Source organism: Salmonella sp. SAL04202, from assembly GCF_046550775.1.
In the GTDB taxonomy this organism is placed as follows: domain Bacteria; phylum Pseudomonadota; class Gammaproteobacteria; order Enterobacterales; family Enterobacteriaceae; genus Salmonella; species Salmonella enterica.
Genome location: NZ_JBGDXK010000005.1, coordinates 39,062 through 63,147, shown reverse-complemented (window position 1 = coordinate 63,147; position 24,086 = coordinate 39,062). Strand labels below are relative to the sequence as shown.

The window sequence follows — 24,086 nt, the reverse complement described above, 5'->3', positions numbered from 1 at the left end:
CGGTCTAATACATAGCCAAAATTGTGCGCTGCCTCACAGGATAAGATGATGCTCTCACCTGGTCATTGTGCGTTCAGAGTAAACAGCATTAAATTCTTTATGTGGAATTTTTGTTCTGTATATTGAACTTTAATGCTTTTTAAGGAGAAACAATGGTTACTACCGCGATCTTTCCGTCACGATATGTTCAGGGTAAAGGAGCGTTGACAACGCATCTCCCGCAGGAATTGGCCGCACTCGGTCATAAGGCGCTGATTTTGCAGGATCCTGTTGTTCACAACACCTACCGGGATACAGTTGCGACAGCACTGCACGGGGTGATTGAATTTGATATCGAAGTGTTCAGTAGCGAGTGCAGTGATGAGGAAATTGCTCGTATCTCCGCACGTGCGCAGGAAATTGGCGCCGATGTGATTGTTGGTATGGGGGGGGGGAAAACCCTGGATACGGCAAAAGCAACCGGCGCCAGCCTGCGGCTGCCTATTGCCGTGGTTCCTACTCTGGCCTCAACGGATGCGCCGTGCAGTTCACTGGTTGTTATCTATACGCCAGAAGGGAAATTCAAACGCTACCTGATGATTCCACGTAACCCGACACTTGTGCTGGTGGACAGCAGTATTATTGCTGCCGCGCCGGTACGCTTTTTGGTTTCCGGGATAGGCGATGCGCTGGCAACCTGGTTTGAAGCGGAAGATTGCCGCATCAAAGGGGCAGGCAATATGACCACCAGGCCAGGACCGATGACCGCATTTGAGCTGGCGCGCTTTTGCTACACCACCTTGATGCGCTATGGGCGCCTGGCGAAGCTTGCCTGTGAACAACATCAGGTTACTCCGGCGCTCGAACATGTTATCGAAGCGAATACGCTATTATCCGGGCTCGGTTTTGAAAGCGGTGGGCTGGCGGCGGCGCACGCTATTCATAATGGTCTGACGGTACTGCCCGCCACGCACAAATACTGGCATGGGGAAAAGGTTGCGTTTGGCACGCTGGCAATGCTTATGCTCACCGATAGAGCGCCTGAGCTTATCGAGGAGGTTTATCAATTTTGTGAAGATATAGGCTTGCCCACCACGCTGGCGGATATTGGTCTGGCTGGCGTTAGCGATGATGAACTGCTGGCCGTTGCCAGGGCGTCTTGTCAAACCGGGGAAACGATACACAACGAGCCGTTTACCATTACGCCGGAGGCCGTTCAGGCGGCATTGCGGGCCGCCGATGCTGTTGGGCAGGCGCGGAAAAAGATCGATCTTGCAGGTTAATGTGAGCCTGTAAATAAAAAACGGCAGCCGGAACTTTCAACTTCTGCCTGCCGCTATCGTGAATGTTTTAACGTCGCGATTTCAGAAAAATGCATGGGGGGTGCTCAGGACTACCGGGTTTATACTTCCGCTATCGCAGGGATTAGCGGATAGAAAAGTGAAAAATGCTAAGTGGCTTTTTTTGTCAATCATAATGGCGTTTATCGGCGTGCCGCTGCTGGTGAACATTATTACGATTATCGTGGGGGGAATGTGGGCGTGCATTAGCGTTCTTGAAAATAGTATCCCCGTCGCGCAATCTATTGAGAAGGCGACCATTATCCCGGTAGCGCTTCTGGGCGCAGGGTTAATTTTTCTTTGTGGCCGGATATGGGGAAAGGGAAATGCATCAGAGGTAAATCCAGAATGGCGTGATTGCTGCCTGCTTATGCCCGCTCTGGTGGTGCTGATGGGGTGGGTCATCCTGATGTTTCTCACCGATCTTAATATTCGCGCGATAGGGCGTAAACCCATCGCCCAGGTAGTGCAAACGCTTTGGTTAGTACCCAGCGTAATATCCTTTTTCAACGGCTGGGTATGGGCAGTGTTGCTCATCCCGGTTGGCTCGCAGCTCTGTTTTGCATTAGGGTATGGCGGTGCGCGTTGGGGAGTGCTACGCGGTGGTGCGGGCTACTCTTGTCGTAATCTGCTGGTGATTTGCCTGCTGTTTTTCGGGAGCTGTGCCGTATACCAGTCACATCTTTATGCCGTGAAGTATCCCGCTCCCGAGAGCAGTGAATATCTTTATTTCCGCGATTATCAGGCGCACACATGGGGCAACAAGCTAACCGGGCTGCGCGATGAACCGACACTTTTGCTCACTCAAAATTGGCCGCGGCTCGATGGCGCAACGGCTGGCTTGCCGTTATACGCCTCGGCTTTTTATGCGCTTACGCGCTTTCCGGATGATATCTGCCCTGAAGACTACCTTGAAAACCAGGGAACCATTGAAGCCTATCAAAATATCCTTAACGGTAATGCCGATCTTATTTTTGTCGCCCAGCCTTCCACTGCTCAAAAGCAATTGGCCGAGGCCAGTGGCGTAAAACTGGTTTACACCCCCTTTGCACGTGAAGCGTTTGTGTTTATCGTCAACCAAAACAATCCCGTGTCATCGTTGAGTGATGTACAAATTCGCGGCATTTTTAGCGGAAGAATCACCCACTGGAATGAGGTGGGCGGAGAGGCAATCGACATTAAGCCCTGGCAGCGACCGGAAAACTCTGGCAGCCAAACGGCGATGCTGGCGAAGGTAATGAAAGAAACAAAGCTGATGCCAGCGCAAACAACATCAGTGGCAACCGCGATGGGGGAAATGGTGGATATCGTGGCTGAGTATCGCAATACGCACAACGCCATTGGCTATACCTTTCGTTATTACGCTACGCAGATGCACAGCAATAAAGAGATTAAATTACTGGCGATAAACGATGTTGCGCCGACGGTTGAAAATATTCGTAACGGTAGTTACCCGTACACGGTTGATGTTTATATGGTTACCCGTGAACACCCCACAGCGGAAACACAAAAGCTGGTGGACTGGTTTCTAAGCCCGCAGGGGCAGCAGTTGGTGCAGGATGTGGGATATGTGCCGCTGTATCCGGCCGCGAAATAAAGGGACTAAATGGAAGATGTTAAATTATATGTGGAACGGGTAGGCGTAGACCCGGCCAGCGGCGCTGATATTCGTATTGCACGGCGTGAATCCACTTCGTGGCATAAAGATATTGTTGCTGAGCTGATTAATCAGGTTCTTCGGTGTGGTGCGGCATTAATCATCGTCGCTGTGCTGACCGCCTGCGATGATCGCCAGGTAAGCTATTTTCCTGATTATGCCGCCATACCGGAGCAATCCGGTATCTGGACCTGGCTACCTGTGTTCTTTCCATCGTCCGCCAGTGAAATAGAGATGACGTTTAACCTGGACAGCAATCTTTTTTATGCTGACTTTAGCGTGGCCGACGGTGATAAACGCGCGCATTTTGAAAGCGTGCTGGGGGAGGAGAGCGTGGTTCATTATGCCAACATTTCTCATAAAAGCTGGTGTAAAACGGGGAAAACTCTCTGGAATAGCGAAGCGCGGGCAAAACCCTTCTTTATTACCAAAATAAGTGTCGATCGCTACCGTATCACTAATCATATGCCCGGCTGTACAAAACCCGGCGAGTGAATGCGGTATGTGGCGAAAAGGGCGGTATAAACCGCCCCGGATTTTATTACGACGCCAGTGAAAGTTGGTGTTTCTCAACATACGCCGCCAGCCACTGGGTGATGCGGGACTGCTGTTCGGCGGTCAGCCACATGCCTTCTTTGGTGCGACGCCAGATAGCATCTTCAGTACGGCGCACCCATTCGTGATCCACCAGGTACTTGAGTTCCGCTTCGTAAAACTCATGACCGAAATCTTCGCCTAAATCAAGCAGCGATGTGGCTTCGCCGAGAATCCACTCCGTGTTGCTGCCGTAAGTGCGCGAATAGTGGCGCGCCAGCGATTCCGTCAGGAATGGGTAACGACGACGCAGCTTCGCCGCGTAATCTTCGCGGCTGCCGTCGATGTCGCCGCCGGGCAGTACGCACGTTTTGGTCCATGCCGGGCCGATGCCTGGATAATAAGACGCCAGTTTTTCCATCGCATGTTCGGCCAGCTTACGGTAGGTCGTGAGCTTACCGCCAAACACGGAAAGCAGCGGCGCTTTGCCGTTTTCATCATGAATATCAAGGGTATAATCGCGAGTGATCGCCTGCGGTGAGTCGGACTCATCATCGCACAGCGGACGGACGCCGGAGTACGTCCAGACGATGTCATCGCGCCCCAGTTGTTTCTGGAAGTGCGCGTTATAAACCTTCAACAGGTAATTAATTTCGCTCTCTTCAATTTTTACCGCTTTCGGATCGCCTTTATATTCGACATCGGTTGTGCCAATGATCGAAAACTCTTCCATCCACGGAATGACAAAGACGATACGCTTATCTTCGTTTTGCAGAATATACGCCTGCTTCTGATTATGGACGCGCGGCACGACGATATGGCTGCCTTTGATCAGGCGGATGCCATACGGCGACGGCAGGTGCATCCCTTCGTCGAAGAACTGTTTGACCCACGGTCCGGTGGCGTTAACCAGTCCGCGCGCCTGCCAGACATATTTTTTACCGGTGTCGATATCTTCCGCTTCGACAATCCACAGGCCATTTTCCCGACGAGCGGCGGTTGCGCGAGTACGGGTAAGGACTTCGCCGCCTTTACGCACCACCATCTGTGCGTTAGCCAGCACCAGACGCGCATCGTCTACCCAGCAGTCGGAATATTCGAATCCGCGCACGATTTCCGGTTTGAGCACCGAATCTGTGCCAAACCGCACACCGGTGGAACCGGGTAAACTGGTACGTTTGCCGAGGTGATCGTACATAAACAGACCGATACGGATCATCCAGGCCGGACGTAAATGCGGGCGGTGCGGCAGACGAAAACGCATCGGGAAGGCGATGTGCGGCGCCATTTTCAACAGCACTTCACGTTCTGCCAGCGCTTCGCTGACCAGACGGAACTCGTAGTGCTCAAGGTAGCGTAAGCCGCCGTGGATAAGTTTCGAACTGGCGGAAGAGGTTGCGCAGGCCAAATCCTGCGCTTCCAGCATGAGTACGGACAAACCGCGTCCGGCGGCATCAGCCGCGATGCCTGCACCGTTAATGCCCCCGCCTATCACGATCAGATCTTTGGTTTCCATGCTGCCCTCTTGCACTTTCGTTAAAGTTCAAAAATGTTCGTTATCGAACATAATAGCAAAGAAACGCGCTATTGGTAACATCGAAAAAACATTTTAGAGTGATATGTATAACATTATGGCGTTAAGCTACTCCGTCAACGTACACTGGGCGATAAAATGCCTTAATTGGCTTCACCGGCAATAATGAAAGAGCGATTCATGGAACAATTTGAATGTATCACTGTAGAAGAGGCGTATCAGAAACTGCACCAGGGCGCGGCGGTGCTGGTCGATATTCGCGATCCGCAAAGTTATGCCATGGGTCATGCGCCGCAGGCGTTTCACTTGACTAACGATACGCTGGGCGCGTTTATGCGTGAGCATGGTTTCGATACCGCCGTGATGGTAATGTGCTATCACGGCAACAGTAGTAAAGGCGCCGCGCAGTATCTGCTCCAGCAAGGCTATGATGCGGTTTACAGCATTGACGGCGGGTTTGAGGCCTGGCATCGCCGTTTCCCTGCCAATGTCGCGAATGGCGCGTAATCCCATAAAGATGCAGCCTCCGACGAGAAGGGTATATATACTGTCTTCTTTTGTATGGACTAAGCGACAGCAATAATGTTGATGATTACTTCCTTTGCGAATCCTCGCGTGGCGCAGGCATTTGTTGATTACATGGCCACCCAGGGCGTCATTCTTACTATTCAGCAACATAATCAAAGCGATATCTGGCTGGCAGATGAATCGCAGGCCGAACGTGTGCGGGTCGAGCTGGCGCGGTTTATAGAAAATCCCGGCGATCCGCGTTATCTGGCGGCTAGCTGGCAGTCCGGGCAGACTAACAGCGGGCTACGCTACCGCCGTTTTCCCTTTCTCGCCACGCTGCGTGAACGAGCCGGCCCTGTTACCTGGATCGTGATGCTCGCCTGCGTGCTGGTCTATATCGCGATGAGTCTCATCGGCGATCAGACGGTGATGGTGTGGCTGGCGTGGCCGTTCGATCCGGTTTTAAAATTTGAATTCTGGCGCTACTTCACCCATATCTTTATGCACTTCTCACTGATGCATATTCTTTTTAACCTGCTGTGGTGGTGGTATCTCGGCGGGGCGGTAGAGAAGCGCCTGGGCAGCGGTAAATTAATCGTCATTACGGTGATAAGCGCGCTGCTAAGCGGCTATGTACAGCAGAAATTTAGCGGCCCGTGGTTTGGCGGGCTGTCTGGAGTCGTCTATGCGCTGATGGGGTACGTGTGGCTGCGCGGAGAGCGCGATCCGCAAAGCGGAATTTACCTCCAGCGCGGCTTAATTATTTTTGCATTATTGTGGATAGTCGCTGGTTGGTTTGACTGGTTTGGCATGTCTATGGCGAACGGCGCGCACATCGCCGGGCTTATCGTCGGTTTAGCGATGGCCTTTGTTGATACGCTGAATGCGCGAAAACGAACGTGAGGCGTATCCGGCCTGTGGTCGAGATATTTTTCCAGGCCGGGTAGGGCGAATGCCGCTATCCGGCGCAAGGTTGGTTACTTTCAGAGATTATTCATGAAACAAACACAACGGCATGACGCGATCATTGAACTGGTGAAAAAACAGGGGTACGTCAGTACGGAAGAGCTGGTGGAGCATTTTTCTGTCAGCCCGCAAACCATTCGTCGGGATCTTAACGATCTGGCGGAACAGAATATGATTTTGCGCCACCACGGCGGCGCGGCGTTGCCCTCCAGCTCGGTGAACACGCCGTGGCACGATCGTAAGGCGACGCAAACGGAAGAAAAAGAGCGCATCGCTCGCAAAGTCGCGGCCCAGATCCCCAATGGTTCAACGCTGTTTATTGATATCGGCACGACGCCGGAAGCCGTAGCGCACGCCCTGTTAGGGCACAGTAATTTGCGGATCGTGACCAACAATTTGAACGTAGCGAACACGCTAATGGCGAAAGAGGATTTTCGTATTATCCTCGCCGGCGGCGAACTCCGCAGCCGCGACGGCGGCATTATTGGCGAGGCGACGCAGGATTTCATCTCCCAGTTCCGTCTCGATTTCGGTATTCTGGGGATTAGCGGCATCGACAGCGATGGTTCGCTGCTGGAGTTTGATTATCACGAGGTGCGTACCAAGCGCGCGATTATCGAAAATTCGCGCCACGTGATGCTGGTGGTGGATCACTCTAAATTTGGTCGTAACGCGATGGTAAACATGGGCAGCATTAGTATGGTCGATGCGGTCTACACCGATACCCTGCCGCCGCCGGGCGTGATGCAGGTGTTGACGGAGAACCATATCCAACTGGAGCTGTGTTAATTCTGTAAAACTTCCCACGTCAGACCAAAACGCGCCAGGTATTTACGCAGCCGGTCAGCGTCATTCACCGTGGCTTTCCCCTGACGGGAAACGTTGAATAGCTGCCGCCCGGCGTCGGAAAGGGTTTTCGCCTGGCGGCAGACGGCAACGACGTTTTCCAGTTGCATACGGTCAAACAGATCCAGCGCCGTTGCGTCAATGCCCGGCAGTCCGTCGAGCGCGGAGGGGCGATGGTCATTCCAGCTATAGCGCAAACGCGCGATTTCATCGTCTACCGTTTCGACCGTGATTCGCCCGTTGTCCGCCAGCGTCGCCATGCGGGTGACGCTGGCGGAGAGTTCGCGGAAGTTACCGCGCCAGGCGGCCTGCGGCGAGGTGGCGAAGCTCAGCCAGGCGCGGCGCGCTTCGGTATTAAAACGCACGCTGTCGCCGGTTAGCGCCGCGTGGCGCTCCAGTTCGTAGTCAAGGTTTGGCTCAATATCTTCCTGGCGCTGACGCAGGCCCGGTAGTTCGAAGGTCCAGAGATTAATGCGCGCGTACAGGTCTTCGCGGAATGTCCCCTCCGCCACCCGCTGGCGCAGGTCGCGCACCGTGCCGGCAATCAACTGGAAATCGCTGCTGACCTGCTGGTCGCTGCCGAAAGGGTAAAAGCGTTTCTCTTCAATGGCTTTCAGCAACATGGCCTGTTCATCCGCGCCCAGCTCTCCCACTTCGTCAAGAAACAACATGCCGCCGTCGGCGCTGCGCAGCAGCCCTGCACGCTCCTCTCTCGCGCCGGTAAACGCCCCCTTAACGTGGCCGAACAGCGCCGACATCGCCGTGTCGCCGCGCAGGGTGGCGCAGTTCACTTCGACAAACGGGCCGCTGAACTGGTGGCGGGCCAGTTTTAGTTCATAGATGCGACGGGCGAGAAACGACTTGCCCGCGCCGGTCGGGCCGTTGAGCAGGATTGGCGAACGGGAGCGTATCGCGACGCGCTCAATTTGCTCAATCATCCGGTTGAAACACGGGTTGCGGGTTGCAATGCCGGACTTCAGGAAGTTGAGCGTCTCCTCCCGCTCCTGGGCGAAGCGGGTGGCGATGTCATTGTAGCGGCTGAGGTCGAGGTCAATAATCGTCACGTCGCCCGTGCTATGCGGTTTATCTTTTTTGCGCGGTGGCGAGGTCTGCGCTAATCGCGCCGGTAGATAGCGCGCCTCCGCCAGCAGGAACCAGCAGATCTGCGCGACGTGGGTGCCGGTGGTGATATGAATCAGATAGTCTTCATCTTCGGGATGAAAGGTATGGCTGCGGGCGAAATCGTGCAGGCAGGCGTAAACCTCTTCGAAGTCCCACGGGTTGCGGATCGCGATTTCTACGCCGACGACTTCCGTTTCCGGCGAGACGCTGGCGATATCCTTCTTTAATCCTTCAAACAGCGAGCGAGAGCGGGCATCGTACAGCAGTTCCAGGCGGTGAACGACCAGCGTCTCCTGCTGGCACAGACACAAAGTAGGGCGCCATTTTTCCCAACGCTGACTGCCGCGTCCTGCATAGTCGAGCACCGTACCGACAAAACCAAAGGCCACCGTTTTTCGCATCTTAGATTTCCTTCTAAAAGACGAGATAATTTTATCGCTTTTTAATGGCTGCCGTGCAGGCATTTTTCTTTCATCTGAACGTTAAATAAATAAAGTATTTAAAAATCAATAAATTACAAAATAATTTATTTTCTGGCACGCTGGTTGCAATAACCATGGCATGGAGAATAACGGAAATGGGAAAAACAAATGGCTAATCCACTTTTGTTCCGTTCGCTGTTAAGGGACGTGCCGCTGGCCAACGCCAGCAATCAGCAAGGCGCAGCGGCCTTTGCCTTCACCCCGCGCCATAAACTGGCGCAAATGGTGATGACCGGCTGCATGAACGAGACTTTTTATGCCAGCGGCCAGGCGCAGCTAAATGATGTTCTGGCGACGGCGAAAGATCTCGACGATCTGTTTTTAGCGCAACTGGCGATTTATGGCCGCGAACGCGGGATGATGAAGGATATGCCCGCGCTGTTGACCGCTATTCTGGCGGCGCGTGGTTCGGCGCTGCTGCCGGTAGTATTTGCGCGGGTGATCAACAATGGCCGGATGCTGCGTAACTTTGTGCAAATTTTGCGCAGCGGCGTGACCGGGCGGCGCTCGCTGGGGACGCGGCCAAAGAAGCTGGTGCAGCGTTGGTTACAGAACGCCAGCGAAGAGCGTTTATTGCAGGCATCGGTGGGCAATGCGCCGTCGCTGGCGGATATCGTCAAAATGGTGCACCCACGGCCGCAGGCGGCGTGGCAGGAAGCCTTCTTCGCCTGGCTGATTGGTAAGCCGTGCGATAAGACGCAACTGCCGGAAAAAACGCGCGCGCTGCTGGCGTTTCGTGAAGGCGACATGGGCGCGGCCTTACCCGATGTGCCGTTTTTACTGCTGACCAACGCGCCGCTGAGTCGCGAACAGTGGGCACAGCTGGCGCAGCGGATGAGTTGGCAAACGTTGCGGATGAATTTGAATACGCTGGCGCGTCATGACGTGTTTGAGAATGCAACGCTTGCCGCCAGCGTGGCGCAGCGGCTGGCGGACAGGGCGCAGGTGCGCCAGTCCTGGGTCTATCCTTATCAGCTGTTGTCGGCGTGGAGCAATCTGCAAAGCAGCGTGCCGCAGGTTATTCGCGAGGCTTTAGCGCAGGCGATGGAGTACGCGCTGGAGAACATTCCGCCGTTTCGCGGCAATGTGGTGGTCTGCCCGGACGTGTCGGGGTCGATGAAGTCGTCGATAACCGGCTATCGCAAGGGGGCGACCAGTAAGATCCGCTGCGTGGACGTTGCCGGGCTGATCGCCGCCGCCGTGCTGCGTAATCATCCGCAGGCCCGCGTGCTGCCGTTTGAATGCGATGTGGTCGACGTGCAGCTTGATGCGCGCCAGTCGGTTATGCACAACGCGCAAAAGCTGGCGGCGGTTGGCGGCGGCGGCACCAACTGCTCCGCGCCGCTGCGTAGGTTGTTGAACGAGCGGGCGCGGGTGGATCTGGTGATTATGGTGTCGGATAACGAATCGTGGGTTGATAAATCGCGCCATGGCTCAACGGCCACCATGGAATGCTGGATAGAACTGAAAAAGCGCAACCCGCAGGCGCGCCTGGTGTGTATCGATCTGCTGCCTTACGGCACCACGCAGGCGGCGGAACGAAGCGATATTTTGAACGTCGGCGGCTTCAGCGACGAGGTGTTTACGGTGATAGATAACTTTGTTAACGGTCGCTATGGCAGCGCGCACTGGCTGGAAGAGATTGAAGCCGTGACGCTGTAAAGAGTATTCAGCGCGGCGCGAATGCTGGCCGGGATTACATCTTTCCCGATGCGTATCATCCCGGCTATGAATTTGTCGCGCAACGCTGAAGGCACGAATGCTGGTGGATCTACACCTTGTATGGCCAGACGCAGGTTCGAACCCTGCCGGGGCTTAGCCCTGTAGCTCAACGGTAGAGCGGGTGATTCACCTTAACTTGTCGTGCCACCCTATTTTGGCGAATGCCTGTGGATCTACATTTGTTGCGGGTTCGAGACCCGTCAGAGCCCGGCTCTGTAGCTCAATGGTAGAGCGGTGTATTCACATAAACTTGTCGCCACCCTAATGATTAAAACGAGAAAAAAATGATGAATTACGAATTGATGACCACCCAGAACGCACCGGTAAAAATGTGGACCAAAGGCGTACCGGTAGAAGACGATGCCCGTCAGCAGCTGATCAATACGGCGAAAATGCCGTTTATTTTCAAACATATTGCCGTTATGCCGGATGTGCATTTGGGGAAAGGATCGACCATCGGTAGCGTGATCCCGACGAAAGGGGCGATTATTCCGGCGGCGGTGGGCGTGGATATCGGTTGTGGAATGAACGCGCTGCGTACCAGCTTAACGGCGGCCGATCTGCCGGAAAATCTGGCAGAACTGCGTAACGCCATAGAGGCCGCTGTGCCTCACGGGCGTACCACCGGACGCGGGCGTCGCGATGTGGGCGCATGGGGAAACCCGCCCGCCAACGTTGATGAAAAATGGGCGCAACTGGAAGCGGGATATCAGTGGTTAACGCAAAAATATCCGCGCTTTTTGAATACCAATAGCTATAAGCACCTGGGAACGTTGGGAACCGGTAACCACTTTATTGAGATCTGTCTGGATGAAACCGATCGGGTTTGGATCATGCTGCACTCCGGTTCGCGCGGGATCGGTAACGCCATCGGCACCTATTTTATCGGCCTGGCGCAGCAAGAAATGCAGGAGCAGTTAGAAACGCTGCCGTCCCGCGATCTGGCGTATTTTAATGAAGGAAGCGAATATTTTGATGATTACCTGAAAGCGGTACACTGGGCGCAGCAATTCGCCAGCCTGAACCGCGAGGCGATGATGGAAAACGCGCTGGCGGCGCTCCAGCGCTGCGTGGAAAAACCGATCGCCCTCGATATGGACGAGATCAACTGCCACCATAACTATGTGCAAAAAGAGCAGCACTTTGGCGAAGAGATCTATGTGACGCGTAAAGGGGCGGTTTCGGCGCGGCGCGGTGAGTTCGGTATCATTCCCGGTTCGATGGGGGCGAAAAGCTTTATCGTGCGCGGGCTGGGTAACGAAGAGTCGTTCTGTTCGTGCAGCCACGGCGCCGGGCGTGTGATGAGCCGAACGAAAGCGAAGAAACTGTTTAGCGTTGACGATCAGATTCGCGCCACCGCGCATGTCGAATGCCGTAAAGATGCAGACGTGATCGACGAGATCCCAATGGCGTATAAAGACATTGATGCGGTGATGGCGGCGCAGTCTGACCTGGTGGAAATCATGTACACCCTGCGGCAGGTGGTGTGCGTTAAAGGATAGAAAATGGCAAGGATCATCGCGCTGGATGGCGCACAGGGAGAGGGCGGCGGGCAGATTTTGCGCTCGGCGCTGAGTTTATCAATGATAACCGGCCAGCCGTTTGAAATGAGCGGCATCCGCGCCGGGCGCGCCAAACCGGGGCTGTTACGCCAGCATTTAACGGCGGTGCGGGCGGCAACGGAAATCTGCGGCGCGCAGGTGAGCGGCGACGAGCTGGGCTCGCAACAGTTGCGTTTTACGCCGGGGCCGATTCGCGGCGGCGAGTACCGTTTCGCGATTGGTAGCGCGGGCAGTTGTATGCTGGTGCTGCAAACCGTCCTGCCCGCGCTGTGGTTTGCCGACGGTTCATCTCGCGTGGAGGTTCACGGCGGGACGCATAATCAGGCCGCGCCCAGCGCCGATTTTATTTGCCGCGTCTGGGAGCCTCTGTTGGCGAGGATGGGTATCAACCAGCGCACCACGCTGATAAAACACGGCTTTTATCCGGCAGGCGGCGGCGCGGCGGCAACGGTCGTCGAACCGGCAGCGTCTTTACGCGGTCTGACGCTGATATCGCGCGGCGAGACGCTGCGCACCACCGCTGAAGCTTTGCTGGCGGCGGTTCCTTACCACGTTGGCGAACGTGAAGTCGCAACGCTGGAAGCCCACTTCCCGCAGGCGGAGAAAAACGTCGTTGCGCTGGAAGGCGGCTGCGGGCCGGGCAACGCGCTGTCGCTGATGATTCAAAGCGAACAACTGACCGAACTGTTCGCCGCGTTCGGCGTTAAAGGCACCAGCGCGGAAGCGGTAGCTAACCAGGTTGCGCATGAAGCGCGGCGCTATCTCGCAAGCCCGGCGGCGGTGGGAGAGCATCTGGCCGACCAGCTGATTTTACCGCTGGCGCTGGCGGGCGAAGGCGCGTTTACCGTGGCACGGGCTTCCGCTCACTTGCTTACCAATATTGTGGTGGTGGAACGGTTTTTGCCGGTAACGTTCAACCTGGAGGAGGCGAGGGGGATGGTGCAGGTTATGGTAAGTAAAAAGGATAGCGGATCATGACATACCACGCTGATTTCCTTGATGCTGAACAATGCGTTGCTGACGCCATCCCGGAGAGGGATGTTAATCCCTTTTCCGGCCCTTCAACGATGCGGCGAAGAGTGCTGGTGAGTCAGGACGGCGAGCCGGTTATCGTGCTGTGTCTTTTTGTCGCGCTGGAAGAGGGGCGCTGGATCGTTGAGCAGTGCTTCAGCGGCATCATGAATAATGATAAGACTATTGCGATATTATACGGTCAGCACGTTCACTTATTTGATACGGATTCACATCAGGTTAAGAGCCTGTTTCTTGATGATTATGTTGGCCATATTTATTCAATACCCGATGTTTGGGATCATAAGGCCTCGCTGAGCGAGAATTTCCTGGTCACAACCTTTCAGTATACGTTTCTTATCAACGTGAGTTCCGGCATTATCTGGCGATCGGAACCGTGTGGTATTGATGGCGTCATTATTCACGATATCCGGGAGGGTATTATTTATGGCAGTGGCGAATGGGACCCGCCGGATGGATGGGCGCCATTTAACCTGCGGCTGAGCGACGGCCATCGGGCCTGAAGCCAACTCAACGTCTGGATTTACGTTTATGCTCCCGGCCTACAAAACCAGCAATATCAATATGATTTAAAATGACTCTGCAGGCCTGATAAGCGAAGCGTTATCAGGCACACGTTAAACCCCGTACCCCATCATCTTCAGCAACTGCTGCGCGTGCTGTACCGCGTCCTGACGGTGCGCGACGCCGAGTTTCTGGTAGAGGTTGCGGATATGCGTCTTAATGGTGGTTGCGGCTACCGCCAGTTCGCCGGCAATCTGTTCGTTGCTGTAACCGGAATAGATAAGCCCTAACACCTGCCATTCACGCTGGGTGAGCGGGCTGGTGCGAATAAGCTCCGGGACATCCGGATGGTTAAGCAGGCGCTCGACGAAGCCTTCGTCAAAATGGGCGAATTTATGCCGGTGATGTTGGTTAATCTCTCGCAGGATGCGCTGCGCGCGATGCTGCTCCATCTCCGGCAGCGTATTGAGTTGAATCAGCTGACGCAATTGTTGCGCCATGGCTTCGCCTTCAATCACAAAATGGCTGATAAATCCGGTCCGGTTGGCGAGCTGTAAGGCATCAAGCAATACGCGCTGGGCGTCGTTTTTCCGCCCGGATTGCCAGTAAAGCTGATTGAGTAACAGCAGATTGCGGTTTAAATCGCTCATTAAGCGCAGGCTACGGGCATTCTCATTTAACTCTTCCAGCACGATTTCCGCAGGCTCGAATTCGCCCAGCAGGATCTGCGCGCGGGCGATATTCCGCCATTGCCCTTGCAGAAAATGGTTATTGGCAAACGCCGGTTTTGGCGTATGGCGTAACCAGTTGGCGGCGGATTTTTTGTCGCCGGTTAACTGCCAGTAAATGACACGCACCTTATCGGCGTTAGAGATCCAGTCGCAGTGATAACGACCATTGCCTAATAAATTTTCCAGTCGGTTAAGCTGACTACGGGCATTATCCAGATCGCCGCGCGCCAGCGAGCACTGCACCAGTAACGTCAGGCACTGCAACTGTTGTTGCGGCTGGAAGGTGGACAGCACAGCGATACCGCTGCGCGCCGAGGCCTCCGCTTCGTCAAGGCGCGCCCACGCCCACAGCAATTGCGCGCGGATACGTACCAGAAACTCATGCATCGGCAGTTGTTCCAGATGTTGCTCTTTGATCAACTGGAAGGCTCTCTCCTGCGTTTCCCATGCGGCCTGCAGGAATCCCTGGGCGAACTGAATTTCGCTTTGTTGAATTAAGCTCCACAGCGCGTAATGCCAGACGTCATGATGGCGTGCCATTTGTTCGGTTTGCTGCATCAGCGATAAAGACTGGCTAAGATCGCCTTTACAGTGCAGCACTTCGCCGTGAACGGAGGTCGCGACAATGCGGCTATAAAACCAGGCGAGAGGAAGCTCATCCAGCGCCAGTTTCGCCAGCCGCTCTGCCTCTTCCGGATTGCCGTCGTTGATGGCGACCTGGGCGCGCAGCGCGTTAAATTCAGCATGTAGCGTGCCGTCCATGACCCCTTTGATCTCTTGCTCGGCGCGCGCCAGCAGCGTATTCACTTCGCTGTAGCGGTGTTGGCTTTGCATCAGCCAGGCCTGTAACAACACCAGCCGCGGATTTTCCAGCAGGCTTTCCCACGGCAGCGCTTTTAATGACTCTTCCAGCAGCGCCAGTTCACTGTGATTAAACAGCCCCCACGCATGGTTAAGCAGGATATCGCGCAGCATTTGCGCGTCACCCGCGGCCAGCGCATGATGAATAGCTTCGCTGGGAAAACCCTGTTCCATCCAGCTTTCCGCGGCCGCACGGTGGATCTCCGGCAGTTCCGCCGCCAGTTCCCACTGGCAACGCTGGCGCAGAAAGCTACCAAACAACGGGTGATAGCTAAACCATTCGCCCGTGTCGTCCATGCGTTGCAGGAATAACCCCTGGCGCTCAATCTCCTCCAGCCGCATCTGGCCGTTTTCTTCGCCGGTCACGCGCACGATCAACGCGTCATTCATTGAGCGTAAGATCGCGCTTTTAAGTAAGAAATGTCGGGTGCTGACATCCACGTTATCGAGTACTTCGTCCACCAGATAATCAGAAAGGTGGCTGGCATTAATCCCGGCAAGACGGCGGGCGGAGTGATGCGCAGAGGTATGGTTCTGGCGCGCGGAGAGGGCGATCAACTGTAGCGCAGTGGCCCAACCGGCCACATCATCGCACATGCGGCTGCTCTCAGCGGCTTCAATGGGCGACGAAAGACGACGGTCAAAAAATTGCTTTGCTTCCTGATGGTTAAAAGCCAACTGCTGGCTGCCGATTTCCAACAGCTGATCGCGCACGCGCAGGTTAGCGATGCCCAGTTGCGGCAAATTACGCGATAACACCACCAGGGTGAAATTTTCCGGCTGATGCCGTAAGAAAAAGCGCATCGCGTCGTGAATCACCGGATTGGTAATCAAATGGTAGTCGTCAATCACCAGATAAAGCGGGCGATGCCACTGCGCCAGTTCAATAAAGAGCTGTGCGAAGAGAGACGTCAGGCTGGCGTACTGACGTTTTTGCGCCATCGCTTCGCTGGTAGAGCAGTGTCCGCCGGTGGCCTGTTGGATAGCGGCGATTAAGTAACTGGCGAATCGCTCTTGCTGGTTATCGCCTTCGTCGAGAGAGTACCAGCCTAATTCATTTTTGCCCGCCGCCCACTGTGAGACAAGCGTGGTTTTCCCATAGCCAGCAGGACTGGTTACCAGGGCGAGCCTGAAATTGTTCGCGCCGGAAAGTTTAGCCAACAGCCGCTCACGAACCACGGTATGGTCGAGACGAACCGGACGACTTAATTTAGACGGAATCAACATAGCAATCACTTCACTGTGGGAAATGGGGGGAACTGCGATTTTTTTTGCGCTTCGTAATTAATAGATATAAGGTCGGCCAGAAAGCATTTTAATGCAAGCTAAGCAGACTTTTTATGTGTCTGAATTTGCACTCTGTCACAATTCTAAATAACGGTATTAAAAAAGTATTCGGCTCGGTTGAAACGAGCGTCAGAGCTGGGCTGAGGTCATATTTCCGTTATTGTAAATAATGTCCTGGACATCATCCGGATTTAACACAATGGCGATACCAGGCGTTTAATTAATTATGTTTAGTGAGTGAATCTCCCGCCGCTGAATATTTCAGGTAAGAAACTATTTCGGCGTTCATATAATCTTTCGAAAATACCCCTTCGCGATTTACTGTTATTTCTGTTTATTCATTTGATTATGCGTAACACTGGGTGTCGTTGACAGGAATCGGCGCGTTTATACAGGGGTAAGTGGCGGCGATCACACTTTTATGCTCATCCCCGCTCCTCCTCCCTCCCTAATCATTGCCGGGAGGAGGAAGGTCAACATCGAGCCTGGCAAACTAGCGATAACGTTGTTTTATTACCCGAGGACGGATTTCCTATGTCACAGCCAACCTTCAATAAAGATCAATTCCAGGCCGCCCTGACGCGTCAGTGGCAGCGTTTCGGTTTACTGTCGGCGTCTGACATGACGCCTCGTCAGTGGTGGCAGGCCGTTAGCGGCGCGCTGGCGGAATTACTGAGCGCGCAACCGGTAGCGCAGCCGACGAAAGGCCAGCGTCATGTGAACTACATTTCGATGGAATTTTTGATTGGCCGCCTGACGGGAAATAACCTGTTAAATCTGGGGTGGTACCAGGACGTTAGCGATGTGCTGAAAGCGCACGATATTAATCTGACCGATCTGCTGGAAGAGGAAGTCGATCCGGCGCTCGGCAACGGTGGTCTGGGACGTCTGGCCGCCTGCTTCCTCGATTCGATGGCCACCGTCGGGCAGTCCGCTACGGGCTATGGTCTGAACTACCAGTATGGGCTGTTCCGTCAGTCATTTGTTGAAGGCAAGCAGATGGAGGCGCCTGATGACTGGCATCGCGGCAGCTATCCGTGGTTCCGCCACAACGAGGCGCTGGACGTCCAGGTTGGGATCGGCGGTAAAGTCACCAAAGAAGGGCGCTGGGAGCCCGGTTTTGTGATTACAGGCCAGGCCTGGGATCTGCCGGTGTTAGGCTATCGTAACGGCGTCGCGCAACCGCTGCGTTTGTGGAAGGCGACCCACGCGCATCCGTTTGATCTGACCAAATTCAACGACGGCGCTTTCCTGCGGGCGGAACAGCAGGGTATCGATGCGGAAAAACTGACGAAGGTGCTTTATCCCAACGATAACCACACGGCGGGTAAAAAACTGCGTCTGATGCAGCAATACTTCCAGTGCGCCTGCTCGGTAGCGGATATTCTGCGTCGCCATCATCTGGCCGGACGCAAACTGCATGAGCTGGCGGATTACGAGGTCATTCAGTTGAACGATACTCACCCGACCATCGCCATTCCGGAACTGCTGCGCGTGCTGATTGACGAGCACCAGCTGAGCTGGGATGACGCCTGGGCTATCACCAGCAAAACCTTCGCCTACACCAACCACACCCTGATGCCAGAAGCGCTGGAGTGCTGGGACGAGAGGTTAATCAAAGCGCTGTTGCCGCGTCATATGCAGATTATCAAGCAGATTAACGACCGCTTTAAGACGCTGGTCGATAACACCTGGCCTGGCGATAAGCAGGTATGGGCAAAACTGGCGGTGGTGCACGACCGTCAGGTACGCATGGCCAATATGTGCGTGGTCAGCGGCTTTGCGGTCAACGGTGTGGCGGCGCTGCACTCCGATCTGGTGGTGAAAGATCTGTTCCCGGAATATCACCAGCTTTGGCCGAACAAATTCCACAATGTCACCAACGGCATTACGCCGCGTCGCTGGATCAAACAGTGCAATCCGCAGCTTGCGGCGTTGCTGGATAAAACGCTGAAAAAAGAGTGGGCTAACGATCTCGACCAGTTGATCAACCTCGAAAAATACGCTGACGACGCCAAATTCCGTCAGCAATATCGCGACATCAAACGGGCGAACAAAGAGCGCCTGGTGAAATTTATCCAGGCCCGTACCGGGATTGAGATTTCAAGCAACGCGATTTTTGATATTCAAATCAAACGCCTGCACGAGTACAAGCGTCAGCATCTGAATCTGTTGCATATTCTGGCGCTGTACAAAGAGATCCGCGAAAACCCGCAGGCCGACCGCGTACCGCGCGTATTCCTGTTTGGCGCGAAGGCGGCGCCGGGCTATTACCTGGCGAAGAACATCATTTTTGCTATCAATAAGGTTGCGGAGGCCATTAATAACGACCCGGCGGTGGGTGATAAGCTGAAGGTGGTTTTCCTGCCGGATTACTGCGTCTCGGCGGCGGAAATGCTCATTCCGGCGGCGGATATTTCCGAGCAAATTTCCACCGCCGGGAAAGAGGCGTCCGGCACCGGCAACATGAAACTGGCGCTGAACGGGGCGTTGACAGTGGGAACGCTGGACGGCGCTAACGTTGAAATCGCTGAGAAGGTGGGTGAAGAGAATATCTTTATCTTTGGCCATACTGTGGAAGAGGTCAAGGCGCTCAAAGCCAAAGGCTACGATCCGGTGAAATGGCGTAAAAAAGACAAAGTGCTGGATGCGGTGCTAAAAGAGCTGGAAAGCGGTCAATACAGCGATGGCGATAAACATGCCTTTGACCAGATGCTGCATAGCCTCGGCAAACAGGGGGGCGATCCGTACCTGGTCATGGCGGACTTCGCCGCTTATGTCGAGGCGCAAAAGCAGGTGGATGCGCTGTATCGCGACCAGGAAGCGTGGACGCGCGCCGCGATCCTCAATACCGCGCGCTGCGGTATGTTCAGTTCCGATCGCTCTATTCGCGATTATCAGGCCCGTATCTGGCAGGCAAAACGCTAAGGGAGCGCGATGGAAAATAAACGTCTCGATAGTGCCGCGCTGGCGGCGGGGATCAGCCCCAGTTACATCAATGCTCATGGCAAACCGCAGTCTATTGGCGCTGAAACCAAGAGGCGTTTGCTGGCGGCGATGCACGGCACGACAACAGGACCACAGGCGGTCGTGCCGAATGTGAAGGTTTATACCGCGGGTAAAAAAATGGCGTTGCCGGTAGAGGGGCACGGTGAGTTTGCCTGGCTGCTGACTACGGAAGAGGGCGTGCATTACAAAGGGCGCGTGACGGGCGGTAAAAAACTTAACCTTCCGGCTACATTGCCGGAGGGCTACCACACCCTGACGTTGACCCAGGATGAACAGCGTACGCATTGCCGGATTATCGTCGCCCCGCCGCGATGCTATGAGCCGCAGGCGCTGCTGGAGGGGAAAAAACTGTGGGGGGCCTGCGTCCAGCTTTATACTCTGCGTTCAGAAAAAAACTGGGGTATTGGCGATTTCGGCGATTTGAAGTCGATGCTGGTCGATGTGGCGACACGCGGCGGCGCGTTTATCGGCCTGAATCCGATCCACGCGCTTTATCCGGCGAATCCGGAGAGCGCCAGTCCCTACAGCCCCTCGTCTCGTCGCTGGCTGAACGTGATATATATCGACGTCAACGCCGTCGAAGATTTCCGCCTGAGCGAAGAGGCGCAGGCATGGTGGCAAATGCCTGCCACACAGCAAAAGCTGCGACAGGCGCGCGATGCGCAATGGGTGGATTACGCTACCGTTACCGCGCTGAAAATCACGGCGCTGCGGATGGCGTGGACGCGGTTTGCCGCTCGCGACGATGCGCAAATGGCGGAGTTTCGTCACTTTATCGCCCGCGAAGGCGAGAGCCTTTACTGGCAGGCGGCATTCGACGCGCTGCATGCGTATCAGGTAAAAGAGGATGAGCAGCGCTGGGGCTGGCCAGCCTGGCCGGAGGCGTACCAGTCGGTAGAGTCTTCCGCTGTAAAACAATTCTGTGAAGCGCACCGCGAAGAGGTGGAGTTTTATCTCTGGCTTCAGTGGCTGGCCTGGCGCCAATTCGCCGCCTGCTGGGATACCTGCCAGAGTTTTAAACTACCGATTGGTCTGTACCGCGATCTGGCGGTTGGCGTAGCGGAAGGCGGCGCGGAAACCTGGTGCGACCGGGAGCTGTACTGCCTGAAAGCATCTGTCGGCGCGCCGCCGGATATCCTCGGCCCGCTCGGTCAGAACTGGGGGCTGCCGCCAATGGACCCGCATATCATTGTCGCCCGGGCGTATGAGCCCTTTATCGACCTGCTGCGCGCTAATATGCAAAACTGCGGCGCGTTGCGCATTGACCATGTCATGTCGTTGCTGCGTCTGTGGTGGATACCGTATGGCGAAACAGCGGATCAGGGGGCTTACGTCCATTATCCGGTAGATGATTTGCTTTCTATTCTGGCGCTGGAGAGCCAACGTCACCGCTGTATGGTGATAGGCGAAGATCTGGGGACGGTGCCAGTTGAGATTGTCGGCAAGCTGCGCGATAGCGGGGTCTATTCTTATAAAGTGCTGTGGTTTGAAAATGACCTTGAGAAAAACTTCCGCGCGCCAGGCGCGTATCCGCAACAATCGATGGCTGTCGCCTCGACGCACGATCTCCCCACGCTGCGCGGCTATTGGGAATGCGGTGACCTGACGTTGGGTAAAGCTCTGGGGCTTTATCCGGATGAAGTGATTCTGCGCGGGCTGTATGAGGATCGCGAGCGGGCGAAACAGGGGCTATTGGACGCGCTGCATAAATATGGCTGTCTACCAAAACGCGCCGGGCATAAGGCATCGTTAATGTCTATGACGCCAACGCTAAATCGCGGGCTTCAGCGCTACATCGCCGACAGTAACAGCGGTCTGTTGGGGCTTCAGCCGGAGGACTGGCTGGATATGGCCGATCCGGTTAACGTACCGGGCACCAGCGATCAGTATAAAAACTGGCGGCGGAAATTGTCTGCATCTCTTGAGGCCATGTTTGCCGATGAGGGCGTAAACAAGCTGATTAAGGATTTGGATAAGCGCCGAAAAGCGGCCGCGAAGAAGAAGTAATAAAGCCGGGGATTTCCCCGGCTTTATGATGGTGAGAGTACGTAGGTCTGATAAGCGCAGCGCCATCAGGCAATCCTGGCGCACATTGCTACCTTATCCGGCCTACAAGCCGCCTCGCTTAAACCACCATACCCAGTAGCAGACAGCCGATCAGGCCGCAGACGGAGATGATCGTTTCCAGCATCGACCAGGATTTAATGGTCTCGCCGATAGTCAAATTGAAATACTCTTTGAACAGCCAGAAGCCCGGGTCGTTGACGTGAGAGAAAATCACGCTCCCGGAACCGACCGCGATAACCATCAGTTCAGGGCTAACGCCGGTAGTGGCGATCAGCGGCGCCGCAATGCCGCCTGCGGTAATCGCCGCGACAGTCGCAGAGCCCAGCGCGATACGCAGCACCGCCGCGATAGACCACGCCATCAACAGCGGAGAGACATTGGTTTCATGCATCATTGAAGCGATGTATTTATCCACGCCGCTATCGACCAGCACCTGCTTGAACGCGCCGCCGCCGCCGATGATCAGCAGCATCATGGCGATAATTTTGATGGAAGAGACCAGCGTATCGTTAATCTGATCCATTGAACGCCCGCGGTTCAGGCCAAAGGTGAACATCGCAATCAGTACGGCAATTAACGTAGCCATTACCGGGTCGCCCAGGAACTCGGCAACGGGCAGGAAAGCGTGGCCTTTTGGCAGAATCATCTCGGCAACCGCACGCATCGCCATCAGAATCACCGGAACCAGCGACGTCCAGACGCTGACGCCAAAGCCCGGCATCTCTTCTTCCGTAAAAGTTTTCGCGCTGTACAGGCCTTCCGGGATCGGCTTATCGATACCTTTCAGGAAACGGGCGTAAACCGGTCCGGCAAGGATCACGGTCGGGATTGCCAGAATCGTACCAAACAGCAGCGTCTTACCCATATCGGCATGGAAAATCGTGGCGATCGCGGTTGGACCCGGGTGCGGCGGCAGGAAGCCGTGTGTGACGGAGAGCGCCGCGGCCATCGGCACGCCGACGTACAGTAACGGGATATTCGCCGCTGCGGCAATGGTGAATACCAGCGGCAGCATCAGAACGAAGCCCACTTCATAGAACAGAGCGAAGCCGACGGTAAAGCCGGTTAACACTACGGCCCACTGAATATGCTTTTTACCAAATTTCGCGATCAGGGTAGTGGCGATACGTTGAGCGCCGCCGCAGTCGGCAAGCATTTTGCCCAGCATGGCGCCGAACCCCATAATCAGGGCCAGACTGCCAAGCGTACCGCCGACACCGGCTTTGATGGAGCCGATGACTTTATCCAGCGGCATTCCCTGCATCAACCCGACAGCGAGCGCTACCAGGACAAGGGCGATAAATCCGTTCATTTTGAAGCGGATCATCAGAAGAAGTAACAAGATAACACCGATAGCAACGATGACTAATGGCATGATTTACCTGGCCTTTACTTTGTTATGGGTAACGTCATTGTTTCGACGACAAATTCCTGTTGTTCCCGACGGGAACAGAGTCGCAATAGCACCAATACTGATTACCGTTGAAACGAATGAGCGTAGTCAGATGTTATATGGATGTTAGGTGCCCATAAGAATGATACGGGTAACATATGGGTGTTGAAAATGACCCTGGCAGGCAAAATTTAAATTATGAGACACAGGTCATGTTATCGGCGAAAGAAGAAGGGCCATTGTTATGAGATGTGGTTGATAGCGCCGGATGGCGGCGTAGACGCCTTATTCGGCCTACGGTGGGGCAGATAAGGCCCGACAGGCGCAAGCGCCATCGGGCATGGATGCGGGGAAAATCTTAGTAGTATGAGTGCTCGCCGCGCTGGTGTTCGGTCAGATCGCGAACCCCTTTCAGTTCCGGGAATTCATTCAGCAACTGTTTCTCGATTCCTTCTTTCAGCGTGACGTCAACCATCGAGCAACCGTTACAACCGCCGCCAAATTGCAGAATTGCATAGCCTTCATCGGTAATTTCCATCAGCGAGACGCGACCGCCGTGGCCCGCCAACTGCGGGTTAATCTGCGATTGCAGAGCATATTCCACGCGCTCCATCAGCGGCGCGTCATCGGCCACTTTGCGCATCTTCGCGTTTGGCGCTTTCAATGTAAGTTGAGAACCTAGCTGGTCGGTCACGAAATCAATTTCCGCGTCTTCCAGATAGGGCGCGCTCAGTTCATCGACATAAGCGGTCAACAGGTCAAATTTCAGTGCAGTATCGGTGGCTTCTACGGCGTCGGGCGGACAATAAGAAACACCGCACTCTGCGTTAGGAGTGCCGGGATTAATGACAAATACGCGGATTTGCGTCCCTTCTTCCTGATTTGCCAGCAGTTTGGCAAAGTGCGCTTGTGCAGCATCGGAAATACGGATCATAGTAATGGCCTAAT

General features: G+C 54.8%; 17 protein-coding genes. 12 read left to right on the top strand and 5 right to left on the bottom strand.

The genetic code is table 11. The features are described 5' to 3' along the window. The first annotated feature begins 152 nt into the window (after nucleotides 1-152). From ACLJQJ_RS18375 to ACLJQJ_RS18365, 3 genes are all read left to right on the top strand, one after another. Nucleotides 153-1,262, top strand: a complete 1,110-nt coding sequence (locus ACLJQJ_RS18375; protein WP_000258839.1) for a glycerol dehydrogenase — start codon at nucleotides 153-155, stop codon at nucleotides 1,260-1,262. Nucleotides 1,263-1,419: 157 nt separating this feature from the next. Next, on the top strand, nucleotides 1,420-2,916 hold the full coding sequence (locus ACLJQJ_RS18370; protein WP_063808791.1) for a PstS family phosphate ABC transporter substrate-binding protein: 1,497 nt from the start codon (nucleotides 1,420-1,422) through the stop codon (nucleotides 2,914-2,916). 9 nt (nucleotides 2,917-2,925) lie between these two features. Continuing rightward, nucleotides 2,926-3,471 (top strand): hypothetical protein, encoded by a 546-nt coding sequence (locus tag ACLJQJ_RS18365; RefSeq protein ID WP_020899330.1) that lies wholly within the window; start codon nucleotides 2,926-2,928, stop codon nucleotides 3,469-3,471. Nucleotides 3,472-3,517: 46 nt separating this feature from the next. Here ACLJQJ_RS18365 and glpD read toward each other — a convergent pair whose 3' ends face one another. After that, on the bottom strand, nucleotides 3,518-5,026 hold the full coding sequence (gene glpD / locus ACLJQJ_RS18360) for a glycerol-3-phosphate dehydrogenase (protein WP_063814080.1): 1,509 nt from the start codon (nucleotides 5,024-5,026) through the stop codon (nucleotides 3,518-3,520). 198 nt (nucleotides 5,027-5,224) lie between these two features. On the opposite strand from glpD, the gene glpE reads away from it, so the two are divergent. From glpE to ACLJQJ_RS18345, 3 genes are all read left to right on the top strand, one after another. Further along, on the top strand, nucleotides 5,225-5,551 hold the full coding sequence (glpE, locus tag ACLJQJ_RS18355) for a thiosulfate sulfurtransferase GlpE (protein ID WP_000434524.1): 327 nt from the start codon (nucleotides 5,225-5,227) through the stop codon (nucleotides 5,549-5,551). Between the two features lie 75 nt (nucleotides 5,552-5,626). Then, the gene (gene glpG, locus ACLJQJ_RS18350) at nucleotides 5,627-6,457 is read left to right on the top strand and encodes a rhomboid family intramembrane serine protease GlpG (protein ID WP_000928701.1); all 831 of its coding nucleotides are present in this window, start codon (nucleotides 5,627-5,629) and stop codon (nucleotides 6,455-6,457) included. A 93-nt stretch (nucleotides 6,458-6,550) separates the two neighbouring features. Further along, complete coding sequence (locus ACLJQJ_RS18345) at nucleotides 6,551-7,309, top strand: DeoR/GlpR family transcriptional regulator (RefSeq protein WP_052939266.1); 759 nt, start codon at nucleotides 6,551-6,553, stop codon at nucleotides 7,307-7,309. Here the strand turns inward: ACLJQJ_RS18345 and rtcR are convergent. Continuing rightward, a complete protein-coding gene (rtcR, locus tag ACLJQJ_RS18340; protein ID WP_023224175.1) occupies nucleotides 7,306-8,889 on the bottom strand; it encodes an RNA repair transcriptional activator RtcR in 1,584 nt (527 codons plus the stop codon). The two genes, ACLJQJ_RS18345 and rtcR, sit on opposite strands and share 4 nt — an antisense overlap. Nucleotides 8,890-9,078: 189 nt before the next feature. On the opposite strand from rtcR, the gene ACLJQJ_RS18335 reads away from it, so the two are divergent. The 4 genes from ACLJQJ_RS18335 to ACLJQJ_RS18320 all read left to right on the top strand — a co-directional run bounded on the left by ACLJQJ_RS18335 (nucleotide 9,079) and on the right by ACLJQJ_RS18320 (nucleotide 13,789). Next, nucleotides 9,079-10,632 (top strand): vWA domain-containing protein, encoded by a 1,554-nt coding sequence (locus tag ACLJQJ_RS18335; protein ID WP_063808793.1) that lies wholly within the window; start codon nucleotides 9,079-9,081, stop codon nucleotides 10,630-10,632. Nucleotides 10,633-10,979: 347 nt separating this feature from the next. Then, a complete protein-coding gene (gene rtcB / locus ACLJQJ_RS18330) occupies nucleotides 10,980-12,194 on the top strand; it encodes an RNA-splicing ligase RtcB (protein ID WP_001105526.1) in 1,215 nt (404 codons plus the stop codon). 3 nt (nucleotides 12,195-12,197) lie between these two features. Beyond that, a complete protein-coding gene (rtcA, locus tag ACLJQJ_RS18325; protein WP_063808794.1) occupies nucleotides 12,198-13,232 on the top strand; it encodes an RNA 3'-terminal phosphate cyclase in 1,035 nt (344 codons plus the stop codon). Further along, entirely contained in the window at nucleotides 13,229-13,789 is a 561-nt protein-coding gene (locus ACLJQJ_RS18320) for a hypothetical protein (RefSeq protein WP_063808795.1), read from the top strand. Before rtcA ends, ACLJQJ_RS18320 begins: the two co-directional genes overlap by 4 nt. Nucleotides 13,790-13,903: 114 nt before the next feature. Here the strand turns inward: ACLJQJ_RS18320 and malT are convergent, their stop codons facing one another. After that, nucleotides 13,904-16,609, bottom strand: coding sequence for an HTH-type transcriptional regulator MalT (gene malT, locus ACLJQJ_RS18315; protein WP_000907030.1), 2,706 nt, complete (start codon nucleotides 16,607-16,609; stop codon nucleotides 13,904-13,906). A gap of 594 nt (nucleotides 16,610-17,203) precedes the next feature. On the opposite strand from malT, the gene malP reads away from it, so the two are divergent. Both malP and malQ read left to right on the top strand, forming a co-directional pair. Continuing rightward, nucleotides 17,204-19,597 (top strand): maltodextrin phosphorylase, encoded by a 2,394-nt coding sequence (malP, locus tag ACLJQJ_RS18310; RefSeq protein WP_061424134.1) that lies wholly within the window; start codon nucleotides 17,204-17,206, stop codon nucleotides 19,595-19,597. A 9-nt stretch (nucleotides 19,598-19,606) separates the two neighbouring features. Beyond that, the gene (malQ, locus tag ACLJQJ_RS18305) at nucleotides 19,607-21,685 is read left to right on the top strand and encodes a 4-alpha-glucanotransferase (protein ID WP_063808796.1); all 2,079 of its coding nucleotides are present in this window, start codon (nucleotides 19,607-19,609) and stop codon (nucleotides 21,683-21,685) included. A gap of 118 nt (nucleotides 21,686-21,803) precedes the next feature. Here the strand turns inward: malQ and gntT are convergent, their stop codons facing one another. Together gntT and nfuA are read right to left on the bottom strand one after the other, a co-directional pair. Next, entirely contained in the window at nucleotides 21,804-23,120 is a 1,317-nt protein-coding gene (gene gntT, locus ACLJQJ_RS18300; protein WP_001131741.1) for a gluconate transporter, read from the bottom strand. Nucleotides 23,121-23,496: 376 nt separating this feature from the next. Further along, the gene (nfuA, locus tag ACLJQJ_RS18295) at nucleotides 23,497-24,072 is read right to left on the bottom strand and encodes a Fe-S biogenesis protein NfuA (protein ID WP_000619387.1); all 576 of its coding nucleotides are present in this window, start codon (nucleotides 24,070-24,072) and stop codon (nucleotides 23,497-23,499) included. Nucleotides 24,073-24,086: the final 14 nt, after the last annotated feature.